Raw genomic sequence first — 12,188 nt, 5'->3', positions numbered from 1 at the left:
TCATACCTCCCTGACCTCCGGTGATCCGGCGCGCGGCCCGGCGGCCCGGCCGGCGGATCCGCGTCGTACGAGCACTCCGGTGGCGGCCACGGCGGCCAGCGCGACACCGACCGCTACCGGCACCGGTTCGAGCCAGAGCAGGGTCACGCCGGCCAGCGCGCCGAGGACGCGCTCCGGCACGCCGGCCGGCCCGACGCCGGGCAGCCAGCCGCCGGCCGCCACGGCCAGCACGGCGACGCTGAGCGCGACCACCACGGCGGCGACCGCGACCCGTCGCGCGCCGCCGATGCCGAGCAACCCGAGGCCGGCCGGGGTGAGCACGAAGGCGATCGGCGTCAGGTAGGCGGGCAGGGCGTACCGCAGGGTCTGCCACATGGTCGGCACCAGCCGGCCGCCGGTGACCGCCGCGGCCGCGACGGCGGCCAGCGCGGTCGGCGGGGAGACCTCGGACAGCACCGCGAAGTAGAAGACGAACATCGCCACCGCCGGCGTCGACACGCCGAGGTCGAGCAGCGCCGGACCGATGATCACCCAGCCGATGACGAACGAGGCGGTGACCGGCACGGCCAGGCCGAGCAGGCTGAGCGCGACGGCGGCGAGCAGCGCGGTGAGCGCCAGCACCAGGGTCGGGTCCGAGGCGACCGCCTGCGCGCCGCCCACCAGCAGCGCGGCCGCCTGCGGCCCGAGGCCGGTCTTCGTGGTGGTCGCGGTGATGATGCCGGCGGCGGCGCAGACGGCGGTCACCGCGAGCACCCCGCGTACGCCGGCGACTCCGGCGGCGGCGAGCCGGGCCGGGGTGAGCCGGTGGGCCCGGTCCAGGAAGGACAGTGCGGCGGCCAGGACGGTGGCGAGCACCACCGCGCGGGTGGCGGAGAAGCCGACGGCGAGCAGCACGACGATGGCGACCAGCGAGGCGAAGTGGTAGCCGAACCGGGCGAGCAGCCGCCACGGCGAGGCGGCGTCGATCAGCACCGGGCGGACCCCGGAGCGCCGGGCGTCGATCTCCACGGCCAGCAGGATGCCGAGGTAGTACAGGACGGTCGGCACCGTCGCCCAGCCGAGCACCCGCAGGTACGACACGCCCAGGTACTCGGCGATGATGAACGCCGCCGCGCCCAGCGTCGGCGGCGAGAGGATGGCGCCCACCCCGGCCGCCGCGAGCATGCCGCCGGCCCGCTCCGGCGGGTAGCCGGCCCGGCGCAGGATCGGCCAGGTCACCGCGCCGATGCTGACCGTGGTCGCGGCGCCGGAGCCGGAGACGGTGCCGAGCAGGAAGCCGGACGCGACGGCGGTGCGCCCGGCGGCTGTCCGCGACCGGCGGAACGCGGCGGTGGACAGGCCCACGAAGAACCGCCCGGCGCCGGAGAGGTCGAGCACCGCGCCGTAGATGGTGAAGAGCACGATGTACGAGGCCGCGACGTCGAGCGGGGTGCCGTAGAAGCCGCTGTCGGAGTTGTAGAAGGCGTCGACCAGTTGGCTGAAGTCGAGCCCGGCGTGGGCGACCGGCCAGGACTGCGGCAGCAGCCCGCCGTAGTAGCCGTAGCCGAGGAACAGCAGGCAGACGGCGGGCAGGATCCAGCCGGTGGTGCGGCGGCACGCCTCCAGCAACAGCAGGAGCAGCACCGTGCCCATCACCAGGTCCAGCGGCACGAGCAGGCCCTGCCGGTCGAGGAAGGCGTTGTACCCGCCGCCGCCGGAGCCGAGGCGGACCGGCAGCACGGGGTAGAGGCAGGCGACCAGGGCCAGGGCGGCCAGCGCCCAGTCCGGCAGGGTCGGCCGCGCGCCGCCCGCCGGCCGGAGCGGTCCGTCCACTCTGCCCGGTCGGTCCGGGGCGGTCCGGCCGGGCCGGATCGCGCGCCGGAGCCGGGCCGGCAGGGGCAGGTCGGCCGGGTAGGCCAGGAAGACCAGCGGCAGTACGCCCGCCAGGAAGATGATCAGGTAGTACTTGCTGCCCTGCGGCAGCGGGCGGAACACCTGCCAGAGGGCGAGCGCGGCGACTGCGAGCGCCACGCCGGCGAGCAGCAGACCGATTGCACCGGTGAGGGTCCGGCCGGGCTTCTCGTCCTCGAACCGGGCGGCCAGGTCGGGGCTGGTCGGGTCGGTGGCGGTGGTGCCGCCGTCCGGGCTGGCGGGCTCGGGGCCGTCGGCGTCGCTGCCCGGGCGTTCGGCGTCGCTGCTCGGGCGTCCGGCGTCGGGCGATGCGGCGGGGGAGTCCGCCGGCATCGTCTCCTGGGCGGGAGGTTCCGCCGGGCGGGGCGGTGCCCCGGCTCCGGGTGGACCGGGCGCGGCCTGCGGTGCGTCGGCCGGGCGACCGGGTGGCGGTGAGCCGTCGGGTGAGCGGGTGGGCGACACGGAGGGACGATACACGTCGATCAACCGGTGAGCGGGGTATCGACACCCGTCTGCCCCGTGTCGTGCCGGTGGGTTGCGGGTGCGCGGGTAAATCGGGTGGAGCTGTCGGACCCGGCGGCTAGGGTCGGGCGGTGACCACGGCTCAACCACTCATCCAGGCCCGGGGGCTGGTGAAGCGGTTCGGCGACTTCACCGCCGTCGACGGCATCGACGTCGAGGTGCGCTCCGGCGAGGCGTTCGGCTTCCTCGGGCCGAACGGCGCGGGCAAGTCCTCGACCATGCGGATGGTCGGCTGCATCTCCCCGCCCAGCGGTGGTGAGCTGCGCATCCTCGGCATGGATCCGGTCCGCGACGGCCCGGCGATCCGGGCCCGCCTCGGCGTCTGCCCGCAGCTCGACAACCTCGATCCCGAGCTGACCGTCCGGGAGAATCTGACGACCTACGCCCGCTACTTCGGCATTCCCCGCCGGGTGGCCCGGGCCCGCGCCGCCGAGCTGCTCGATTTCGTCCAGCTCAGCGAGCGCGCCGACAGCAAGGTCGAGCCGCTCTCCGGCGGCATGAAGCGTCGGCTCACCATCGCCCGCGCCCTGGTCAACGAGCCGGAGATCGTGCTGCTCGACGAGCCGACCACCGGCCTCGACCCGCAGGCCCGGCACCTGGTCTGGGAGCGGCTGTTCCGGCTCAAGCAGCAGGGCGTCACGCTGGTGCTCACCACGCACTACATGGACGAGGCCGAGCAGCTCTGCGACCGGCTGGTGGTGATGGACGGTGGGCGGATCGTCGCCGAGGGCTCACCGCGGGCGCTGATCGAGCAGCACTCCACCCGCGAGGTGGTCGAGCTGCGCTTCGCCGCCGAGTCGCAGGAGGCGTTCGCCGGCAAGGTCGACGGGCTGGCCGAGCGGGTCGAGGTGCTGCCCGACCGCATCCTGCTCTACGTCCCCGACGGCGACGCGGCGGTGGCCGAGGTCAACGCCCTCGGGCTCACCCCGGCCAACGTGCTGGTCCGGCGCAGCAGCCTGGAGGACGTCTTCCTGCACCTGACCGGGCGCACCCTGGTCGACTGAGGCGCCGCGCGCCGATCGTTGACGCACCGGGTGAACCTTTCTCGGCGTGTCGAGTTCCTGAGCTGCCAAAGATCGTGCCCGACTCAACGGGCCCTGGCCCAGGTGAGGAAGCGGTCGGTCATCCCCTCCGGCGCGGCCTGCCCGTTCAGCGCGGCGAGGTCGGTCATGGCCTCGTGCATCAGGGTGCCGAGGTAGATCAGCAGGCCCGTCCGGTTCTCCCGGTACTCGCCGAGCAGCGCCAGCCGGGCCGGGGAGCACGGCCAGGCGGCGCCGCACACCCGGCAGCGCCAGGACGGGCGCGCCGCGACGTGCGGGCGGTAACGCGGCATCAGCGCCGGCCATCCTCGCTCCGGCGCGGCGACGGCAGCCAGTGGCCACCGTTCGCCCGCCATTCCTGCGCCCTGGTCAGCCGCCCCGGGCGTCCCGGGCCGTCGGTGGGGAACACCTCCGTCGGCGCGGTCGCCCACGCCGGCCGGGTGTTGGGCGTACGGCGGGGGAGCGTGGCGGGTGGCGCCGGACGCCGGCAGCGCCAGAACCTGAGTCGCATGGGTGAGCCTCCGTCGAGCTGGGAAGGGGGCGCCCGGGACCTCGCTGTCGTCGGGCGCCCCCGGCCTGGTTCCGCCCGCCGTCTGATCCCGTGAGCGGTTCCGCTGCGTGACAGTCTGGTGAGGACCCGACTACGGTGGGAGGTCCCGCGCGCCGACGACCAGGGCGTATGGCGGTCGGTCCCTGGCGGTACGAGGATGTACGGAGGCTGTCCGTGGAACGCTCGTCCATGCTGGACCACTTCGCGGAGGAGTTGCGGCTGGCCCGAGCCACCAGCGGCATGTCGCAGAGCGCGCTGGCCGAGGCGCTGAGCTACTCGGGCGCCCTGGTCGCCAAGGTGGAGACGTGCGAGCGCCGGCCGAGCCTCGACTTCGCCCGCCGCTGCGACGCGGTGTTCGGGGCGGACGGCCGCTTCGAACGCATCCAGCGCCGGATCAGCCGGGAAACCGTGGTGCCCTGGTTCCGCGACTGGGCCGGCATCGAGCAGGAGGCCACGGCGCTACGCACGTTCGAGCCGCTCTACGTCCCGGGCCTGTTGCAGACCGAGGGGTATGCGCGCGCCATCCTCATCGGTGCCGGCCTGTTCGTAGCGGACGAGATCGAGCGGCAGGTGGCGACCCGGCTGGACCGTCAGGCGGTGCTCACTCGCGACCGGCCGCCGCTGCTCAGCGTGGTCATCGACGAGTACGTGCTGCGCCGGCGAATCGGCGGGCCGGAGGTGATGCGTGAGCAACTGCGGCATCTGGTGAAGCTGGGTGAGGCGCTGCCCCGGGTCCGGATCCAGGTCGTGCCGCTCTCCGCCGGGGCGTACGCTGGGCTCGACGGCCCCTTCGTGATCGCTACCTCGCCCACCGGCGACGACGTCGTCTACCTGGACGGGCAGCGCCACGGGCAGGTGGTCGACCGGGCCGAGTACGTGCGACAGATGGTCGAGGTGTGGGAGTCGATCCGCGGTGAGGCACTATCGCAGCAGCAGTCCCTCGACCTGATAGCGGAAGTGGCGGAGACATGGACCTGACCGGCGCCCGGTGGCGCAAGAGCACCCGCAGCAACGGCAGCGGCGGCAACTGCGTGGAGGTGGCCGACAACCTGCCCGGCGTGGTGGCCGTACGCGATTCCAAGGACCCGGCCGGCCCGGTGTTGGCCTTCGATCCCGCCGCTTGGCGGGCGTTCGTCTGGCGCGTCGCCCGGCGGTAGTTGGCCCACCCGCACGAGCCGGGCTGTCGCAGCCACGCGGGCTTGGCAGGAACGCACCCTTGCCTCCCACGGGGAATGGGGTCACGGTGACAGCGACCGACTACGACAGCTTTGCGGACGCCTACGCGGCGGGGACGAGTCCGGCCTCTTCACGCCTACCACGAGCGACCCGCGATGCTTCGCCTCGCCGGCGATGTCTCGGGCCGCCGAGTCGTCGACGCGGGGTGTGGTTCCGGCCCGAACCCGGACACCTGGCTCCGCCTCCGCCCACGCGGTCCGGGTCGGCCCCGCCTGATCCGGTTTGGGGCGGGACGCACGGGCGTCCCGCCCCAAACCGGTGGTCACTCCAGCCCCGGCAACCGGGTGGCCGTCCGCCCGTCGGTGGTCAACCGGACCCCATCGGCTCCGGCGAGCAGGACCTGTCCCGGTGCCCAGCTGAGCACCAGACCGCCCCGGGTCACCAGGTTCTTCGTGAAGTGCCGGCCGCGGTCGTGACTCACCCACAGGAACCCGTAACCGTTGTCGTCCGTGTCCCCGATCAGGAGGCTGCCATCCGCGCCCACCACCAGTTGCCGGTCGCCGCGCAGCCCGGCCGGCAGGTCGGTCTCGACCCGCTGCCAGGTCCGGCCGCCGTCGCCGGTCCGCATGATCGTGGCAAGGCTGCCGGCCGGCGGCGGACCGCCGCCCATCGGTGAGTAGGGCTCCGCCAGCAGGTACGCCACCTGCCCGCTCTCCGCCGCCACGGACGTCACCGCGCCACCGTTCGGGGCCAGCACGGTCTCCCAGGTCGCGCCCCGGTCGGCGCTGCGCGCCAGCACCGAGGGCTGGTGCACATCGCCCGGCCGGAAGGCGGCCCAGAGCACCCCGTCCGGGCTCGCGTACAGGCTGTTCATCGGGTACGACGTCGGCACCCCCGCCCGTAGCCGGTAGGCGGTGCCCGTGTCGGGGTCGACGGCCATCGGTTCGCGCAGCCCCCACCACGCCAGTCCAGAGGAGACCAGTCGGGCCTTCGGCGGGAAGGCGTCCACGGTGACGATGGCGCTCGCCCCGTCCCGCCAGGTCCGCCCCTCGTCGGTGGACAGGTAGGACCGCCCGTCGACGCTCACCAGGTAGGTCCGCGCACTGAGCGGGAAGTATCGGACGTCCGACTTGCCTATCCCGTTCTCGATCCGGCAGGGCCCGTCGTATCGCGCCGGGCGGTACGGCGACCAGGTACGCCCGAAGTCCCTGGTGCTGGTGAAGTCCAGCGCGCAGTTGACGTTGGTGACCCGGACGCCGACCACCGACCGGTCACTGAGGAGGAAAAGCTCGGCTCCGGCGGGTGGTGCCGGGACCGCGGTCGGGTCGGCAGTGGGGTTGCCGGCGCCGCCCAGGCCCCCGGCGACCGGGGTCAACGCCGTGCCGGCGAGCGCGGCCACGACGGCCAGCAGTAGCCCGCCGCGCCGCCTGCGCCGGGTCTGGCCGCGCACGCTGGCAACCGCGCGGAGCTCGTCGAGCGGCGGCTGCCGGACGGCCCGGCTGAGCGTGGCGACATCGAAGCCGGGCAGTTCACGATCGGACATCGGTCCTCCCGATAGTGGTGACGGTGACGTCGGAGCCGGCATCGGCCGGGTCAACCTCGGTGAGCAGCCGGGCGAGAGCCTGCCGGCCACGGGAGAGCCGGGACTTGACAGTGCCGGCCGATACGCCGAGCGTCGCCGCGACCTCGTCCACCGGCAGGTCGACCAGGTAGTGCAGGGCCAACGCGTGTCGCTGCCCCTCGGGCAGGTCGCGCAGCGCGGCGAGGAGGGCGAGGTGTTCGGGTGACCGGTCCGCGACCTCGGGCGGCGGTCCGATGCGGCGCAGCAACCTGTCCAGCACCCGCCGGCGCCGATGCCGGCTACGCGCGACGTTCACCGCCACCCGGCGCAACCACGCCTGCGGGTTCTCCAACGCGGCGAAGCTGCGCGGCGCCATCAGCGCCCGGGTGAACGCCTCCTGGACCGCCTCCTGCGCCTCGTTCAGGTCGCCGGTCACCGCGTACAACTGGACGACCAGCCGGCGGTAGCAGGCCGCGTATACCTCGGAGATCAGTTCGTCGGACACCGTCACCTCCCCTCTCCACCTGTTCCACTCGCGGGCGGAGAGAAAGGTTCCGGGCGACCGGCCAGAAGATGTCAGCCACCGCGAACGCGAGCGCGAAGGCTGCTCGGCGCGGTGGACGTCGGAAAAGCTCCGGGCCGAGCCCCGATGACAGGGCCGACGCCGAGCGCACCACCGGCGCCACCGAGCAGCTGAACCGAGGACGCGGCCAACGCGTCGGAAATCATTGACATGTCGGCAACCTCCGACATATCTTGGGACGGTGCCCGAAGACGACGTGTTCCTCGCGCTGGCGAACCCGATTCGCCGCAGGCTGCTGCAGTTGCTCGCGGAGGGACCTCGAACGGCTGGCGACCTCGCCGACCAGTTCGAGTTGAGCCGGCCCGCGGTCGCCGAACACCTGCAGGTGCTCCGGCGCGCCGCGCTGGTGTGCGATGAACCCAGGGGCCGCCAACGGCACTACCACCTCACCGCGGAGCCTCTCGCCCAGGTCGGCGACTGGCTCCATCCGTTCGAACGATTCTGGCGCCAGCGGCTGCGCTCGCTCGCCGATGTCGCCGAGGAGGACCAATGACCACAACCAACACCGACACGATCGCCATCGACCAGTTCGTCGACGCCCCACCGAGCAAGGTCTGGCGCACGCTCACCGAGCCCGAACTGCACGCCCGCTGGTGGGTCCCCGGCGACATCGCCGCAACCGTCGGTCACCGCTTCCACCTGCAGATGCCCGGCTGGGGATCGGTGCCCTGCGAAGTGCTCGAAGTCGTCCCCGAACAGAAGCTCGTCTACACCTTCAACGAGACCTGGACGCTGGCCTGGCGTCTCGTCGCGGAAGGCAGCGGCACTCGCCTGTTCTTCGAGCACAGCGGATTCGACTTCGACCTGAAGTCCGACCGTGACGCCTTCAACCGCATGGGACCCGGATGGCGAGACAAGGTGCTGCCGCAACTCGTCCAGACCGCCAGCCAGCTCACCGGCTGACATTCACGCCCGGCTGCCCCGCGCGACGGCCGTCACGCCTCCGGATCGCCGCCCGGGCGGCGACCTGGGCGCGGACCCGGGCGGCCACCGCGCCATCGGCGGTGAGCTGGTGCATCCGCCACCGGCGGCCGCGACGGTCGACATGCTCGGTAGCCCCGCCCGCTGCGGAAACTGCCACGACAGGTTCGGGCGTCGGTCGTAGGGTGGCCACGGCCTGTCGTACCCCCGGGGTAGGAAGGCCGTGATGGACGGCGGCGACGGGGGCGATCGGGTGAGTGTGACGCAACAGGCGCGGGCGCGGCCGCCGCTGCCCCGGGTGCCGGCGCTCGCGGTGCTGGCGCACTACCTGGTCGGCTACCGGCGCACCTGGCGGGCCGGGGTCTTCTCCTCGTTCCTGCTGCCGGTGCTGACCGTGGTCGGCTTCGGGCTGGGCGTGGGGGCCTACATCGACCAGGGCGTCGGCGGGGTGCGCTACCTCGACTGGCTGGTGCCGGGGCTGATCGCCTCGACCGCGTTGCAGGTGGCCATCGGCGAGTCGACCTGGCCGGTGTTCAGCAACTTCCAGTGGATCAAGACCTACTTCGCGCAGAGCGCCGCGCCGCTGCGGGTGGCCGACATCCTCACCGGTCACCTGGCCTTCGTGCTGTTCCGGGTGCTCACCACGATCGCCGCGTTCCTGGTGGTGACCGCCCTGTTCGGGGCGCTGCGTTCGCCCTGGGCGCTGGTGGTGCCGGCGGTGGTGGCGCTGCTCGGGCTGGCCGTGGCGGCGCCCACCTTCGCGTACGCGTCGGCGGTCGACAGCGACAGTTGGCTGGCCATGCTGTTCCGCTTCGCGGTCATCCCGATGACGCTCTTCGCCGGGGTGTTCTTCCCGGTCGAGTCGCTGCCGGTCGGGCTGCGCTGGGTGGCGTACGCGACGCCGCTCTGGCACGGCGTCGACCTGTGCCGGGCGGCCACCCTGGGCGTCGATCCGCAGTGGTCGGTCGCCGGCCACCTGCTCTACCTCGCGGCCTGGGCGCTCGGCGGCTGGCTGCTGGCCCACCGGGCGTTCCGCCGCAAGCTGGTCGTCTGAGGAAGGCTGTCGTGGTCACTCTCGTGCTGCCCCGGCTGGTCGACGTCTCCGCCGCGGGCCGACGGTCGGTGTCGGTCGCCGAGCGCAACGTCGCGGCCCTGAAGTCGGTCTACTGGCTGCTGCTCCTCTCCGGCTTCGTGGAGCCGCTGCTCTACCTGCTCTCCATCGGCGTCGGGGTGGGCGCCCTGGTCGGCGACCTCACCCTGCCCGGCGGCCAGATCGTCACGTACGCGGCGTTCGTGGCCCCGGCGATGCTCGCCTCGTCGGCGATGACCGGCGCGCTGGCCGAGACCACCTTCAACTTCTTCGGGAAGATGAAGTACATGAAGCTGTACGACGGGGTGATCGCCACCCCGGTGCAGCCGTTCGAGATCGCCCTCGGCGAGCTGGGCTGGGCGATGCTGCGGGGCAGCGCCTACTCGGCGGCCTTCCTCGCCGTGATGGTGGCGATGGACCTCACCACCGCCGCGCGGGCGCTGGTCGCCTTCCCGGCCGCGGTGCTGGTCGGCTTCGCCTTCGGGGCGATCGGCATGGCCGTCTCCACCCTCATGCGCAGCTGGCAGGATTTCGACCTGATGGGGTCGGCCCAGTTCACCCTCTTCCTCTTCTCCGGCACGTTCGTGCCGGCCGAGGCGTACCCGTCGGTGCTGCGCTGGCTGGTCGAGGTGACCCCGCTCTACCGGGCGGTGCACCTGATCCGGGGCGTCACCGTCGGCGGCGACGGCTGGTCGTGGCTGCCCGACGTGCTCTACCTGCTGGCCGTGCTGGCCGTCGGGTTGCTGGTGGCGTCGCGCCGGATGGGCAGATTGCTCTACAAGTAGGTGATCGCGCCGACGTCCGAGGGTCTGGTCTCCGCCCCGGCTGTCGGTGGTGGTGCCCTCCGCGCGCCGGATGCTGATCCGCCCGCCGTGGTGTGTCGACCGTCACGCCGGCGCCCTTTGCTTGACCGGTCAAGCAATGCACATACTTGACCGGTCAATTGTCTGTCCCGCGCCCTGGAGGCCACCCATGCCTGAGCTGGAGTTCGGACTCGACACCTTCGGCGACGTCCCAGCGGACGACTCCGGTGCGCTGGTCTCCTACGCCGCCGCGATCCGGCAGGTCGTCGACGAGGCGGTGCTGGCCGAGCAGGTCGGCGTCGACGTCATCGCCCTCGGCGAGCACCACCGGCCCGAGTACTCCATCTCGACCCCGGAGACCGTCCTCGCCGGCATCGCCACCCGCACCTCACGGATCCGGCTCGCCTCCGGCGTGACGGTGCTGAGTTCGGACGATCCGGTCCGGGTGTTCCAGCGCTTCGCCACCGTGGACGCGATGTCGAACGGCCGTGCCGAGGTCATCCTCGGCCGTGGCTCGTTCACCGAGTCCTTTCCGCTGTTCGGCTACGACCTGAGCGACTACGACGTGCTGTTCGAGGAGAAGATCGAGCTGTTCGTCAAGCTGCTCGACGAGAAGCCGGTCACCTGGAGCGGCACCAAGCGTGCCCCGCTCGACAACGCCGACGTCTTCCCGAAGACCGAATCGGGCCGCCTCACCACCTGGGTGGGCGTCGGTGGCTCACCGCAGTCGGTGGTCCGCACCGCCCGATACGGCCTGCCGCTCATGCTCGCCATCATCGGTGGCCAGCCGGGCCGCTTCGCGCCCTACATCGACCTGTACCGCCGGGCGTCCGCGCAGTTCGGCACGACCGCGTACCCGGTCGGCATGCACTCGCCGGGCTTCATCGCCGACACCGACGAGGAAGCCAAGGAGATCTACTGGCCGCACTACCGGGTCATGCGCGATCGGATCGGCGCGCTCCGCGGTTGGCCGCCCATCCGGCGTGCGGAGTTCGACGCCGAGGTCGAGCAGGGGTCCCTCTACATCGGTGCACCGGAAACCGTCGCCGGCAAGATCGCCCGCGCGGTCGGCACCCTCGGCGTCGGCCGGTTCGACCTCATCTACACCGCTGGCGCCCAGCCGATCAGCGCGCGGCTGCGGGCCGTCGAGCTCTACGGCACCAAGGTGGTCCCGATGGTCCGCGACATCCTCGCCGGCTGACCCGCGTTCGAGGCGGCGCAATCCGCCATCCCCGGCAGTGGCGAGACAACCTGGGAGAAGGACATGAACGACGTCGTCCGGCAGGGCCCGCAGACCCTCGGCATCCTCGGTGCCGGCAAGGTGGGCACGGTGCTGGCCCGGCTCGCCCTGGCCGCCGGCTACCAGGTGCTCATCGCGGGCTCCGGCGACCCGGCGAAGATCGCCCTCACCGTCGACGTGCTCACGCCCGGGGCGGTCGCCGTCACCGCCACCGAGGCCGCGGCCCGGGCGGACCTCGTCATCCTCGCCCTTCCGCTGGGCAGGTACCGCACCATCCCGGCGGACGCGCTGCGCGGCAAGCTGGTCGTCGACGCCATGAACTACTGGTGGGAGGTCGACGGCATCCGCGACGACCTCACCGACCCGCGCACCTCGTCCAGCGAGACCGTCCAGGCCTTCCTCCCCGGCTCCCGGGTGGTCAAGGCGTTCAACCACATGGGCTACCACGACCTTGAGGACGGGGCCCGGCCCGCGGGCGACGCCGGCCGCAAGGCCCTGGCCATCGCCGGCGACGACCCCGCCGATCTCGACACGGTCGCCGCGCTGGTCGACGCGCTCGGCTTCGATCCGGTCGTCGCCGGCCCCCTCGCGGCCGGCGTCCGTCTCGAACCGGGCACCGAGCTCTTCGGCGCCAACGTCGACGCCGACGAGGTTCGTGCCCGGCTCGACCGGTTCCCGCAGTCGGCGCGCGGGCAACTCATCGCCCGCGCGCGAGCCTGAGCCGGCACCCGGGGCAGGCGCGGCGGGGCGGCGTCCGGCCGGTCCCCGTTGCCCGATGCCACCGGCCCGCCGGGGGCGACCGACGCCGCCTC

General features: G+C 72.8%; 13 protein-coding genes. 9 read left to right on the top strand and 4 right to left on the bottom strand.

Annotation, left to right across the window (positions count from 1 at the left end):
* Entirely contained in the window at nucleotides 1-2,223 is a 2,223-nt protein-coding gene (locus FHX32_RS02520; RefSeq protein WP_167179106.1) for a TRAP transporter fused permease subunit, read from the bottom strand.
* A 260-nt stretch (nucleotides 2,224-2,483) separates the two neighbouring features.
* Between FHX32_RS02520 and FHX32_RS02515 the strand changes: the two genes are divergently transcribed.
* Nucleotides 2,484-3,416, top strand: a complete 933-nt coding sequence (locus tag FHX32_RS02515; protein WP_088992467.1) for an ABC transporter ATP-binding protein — start codon at nucleotides 2,484-2,486, stop codon at nucleotides 3,414-3,416.
* Nucleotides 3,417-3,499: 83 nt separating this feature from the next.
* Here FHX32_RS02515 and FHX32_RS02510 read toward each other — a convergent pair whose 3' ends face one another.
* Nucleotides 3,500-3,745, bottom strand: a complete 246-nt coding sequence (locus FHX32_RS02510) for a flavin reductase (RefSeq protein WP_167179104.1) — start codon at nucleotides 3,743-3,745, stop codon at nucleotides 3,500-3,502.
* Between the two features lie 431 nt (nucleotides 3,746-4,176).
* Between FHX32_RS02510 and FHX32_RS02505 the strand changes: the two genes are divergently transcribed.
* Nucleotides 4,177-4,980 carry a Scr1 family TA system antitoxin-like transcriptional regulator gene (locus FHX32_RS02505; protein WP_167179103.1) on the top strand — a complete coding sequence of 268 codons (804 nt, stop codon included), beginning with the start codon at nucleotides 4,177-4,179 and terminating at the stop codon, nucleotides 4,978-4,980.
* Nucleotides 4,971-5,159, top strand: coding sequence for a DUF397 domain-containing protein (locus FHX32_RS02500; protein WP_167179101.1), 189 nt, complete (start codon nucleotides 4,971-4,973; stop codon nucleotides 5,157-5,159). The genes FHX32_RS02505 and FHX32_RS02500 overlap by 10 nt, the downstream gene beginning before the upstream one ends.
* A 341-nt stretch (nucleotides 5,160-5,500) precedes the next feature.
* Here FHX32_RS02500 and FHX32_RS02490 read toward each other — a convergent pair whose 3' ends face one another.
* The gene (locus FHX32_RS02490; protein WP_167179099.1) at nucleotides 5,501-6,721 is read right to left on the bottom strand and encodes a hypothetical protein; all 1,221 of its coding nucleotides are present in this window, start codon (nucleotides 6,719-6,721) and stop codon (nucleotides 5,501-5,503) included.
* Entirely contained in the window at nucleotides 6,708-7,244 is a 537-nt protein-coding gene (locus FHX32_RS02485; protein WP_167179097.1) for an RNA polymerase sigma factor, read from the bottom strand. Before FHX32_RS02485 ends, FHX32_RS02490 begins: the two co-directional genes overlap by 14 nt.
* A gap of 259 nt (nucleotides 7,245-7,503) precedes the next feature.
* Here FHX32_RS02485 and FHX32_RS02480 point away from each other — a divergent pair, with 259 nt between their 5' ends.
* From FHX32_RS02480 to FHX32_RS02455, 6 genes are all read left to right on the top strand, one after another.
* Nucleotides 7,504-7,815 carry a metalloregulator ArsR/SmtB family transcription factor gene (locus FHX32_RS02480; protein WP_167179095.1) on the top strand — a complete coding sequence of 104 codons (312 nt, stop codon included), beginning with the start codon at nucleotides 7,504-7,506 and terminating at the stop codon, nucleotides 7,813-7,815.
* On the top strand, nucleotides 7,812-8,225 hold the full coding sequence (locus FHX32_RS02475; RefSeq protein WP_167179093.1) for an SRPBCC family protein: 414 nt from the start codon (nucleotides 7,812-7,814) through the stop codon (nucleotides 8,223-8,225). The genes FHX32_RS02480 and FHX32_RS02475 overlap by 4 nt, the downstream gene beginning before the upstream one ends.
* 277 nt (nucleotides 8,226-8,502) lie before the next feature.
* A complete protein-coding gene (locus tag FHX32_RS02470) occupies nucleotides 8,503-9,297 on the top strand; it encodes an ABC transporter permease (RefSeq protein WP_167182107.1) in 795 nt (264 codons plus the stop codon).
* Between the two features lie 11 nt (nucleotides 9,298-9,308).
* Nucleotides 9,309-10,118 (top strand): ABC transporter permease, encoded by an 810-nt coding sequence (locus FHX32_RS02465; protein WP_167179092.1) that lies wholly within the window; start codon nucleotides 9,309-9,311, stop codon nucleotides 10,116-10,118.
* Between the two features lie 187 nt (nucleotides 10,119-10,305).
* The gene (locus FHX32_RS02460) at nucleotides 10,306-11,337 is read left to right on the top strand and encodes an LLM class flavin-dependent oxidoreductase (RefSeq protein ID WP_167179090.1); all 1,032 of its coding nucleotides are present in this window, start codon (nucleotides 10,306-10,308) and stop codon (nucleotides 11,335-11,337) included.
* Nucleotides 11,338-11,364: 27 nt separating this feature from the next.
* Entirely contained in the window at nucleotides 11,365-12,096 is a 732-nt protein-coding gene (locus FHX32_RS02455; protein WP_486481069.1) for an NADPH-dependent F420 reductase, read from the top strand.
* The last annotated feature ends 92 nt before the right edge of the window (nucleotides 12,097-12,188 follow it).

This window comes from Micromonospora sp. CNZ280 (assembly GCF_011759515.1).
The sequence above is the reverse complement of the archived record's forward strand: the minus strand, read 5'-3'. Positions and strand labels throughout refer to the sequence as shown.

Excerpts from the sequence above, each read along its gene's own strand:
- FHX32_RS02520 (WP_167179106.1), bottom strand. The coding sequence starts at position 2,223 with ATGCCGGCGGACTCCCCCGCCGCATCGCCCGACGCCGGACGCCCGAGC.
- FHX32_RS02510 (WP_167179104.1), bottom strand. The coding sequence starts at position 3,745 with ATGCCGCGTTACCGCCCGCACGTCGCGGCGCGCCCGTCCTGGCGCTGC.
- FHX32_RS02500 (WP_167179101.1), top strand. The coding sequence starts at position 4,971 with ATGGACCTGACCGGCGCCCGGTGGCGCAAGAGCACCCGCAGCAACGGC.
- FHX32_RS02490 (WP_167179099.1), bottom strand. The coding sequence starts at position 6,721 with ATGTCCGATCGTGAACTGCCCGGCTTCGATGTCGCCACGCTCAGCCGG.
- FHX32_RS02475 (WP_167179093.1), top strand. The coding sequence starts at position 7,812 with ATGACCACAACCAACACCGACACGATCGCCATCGACCAGTTCGTCGAC.
- FHX32_RS02460 (WP_167179090.1), top strand. The coding sequence starts at position 10,306 with ATGCCTGAGCTGGAGTTCGGACTCGACACCTTCGGCGACGTCCCAGCG.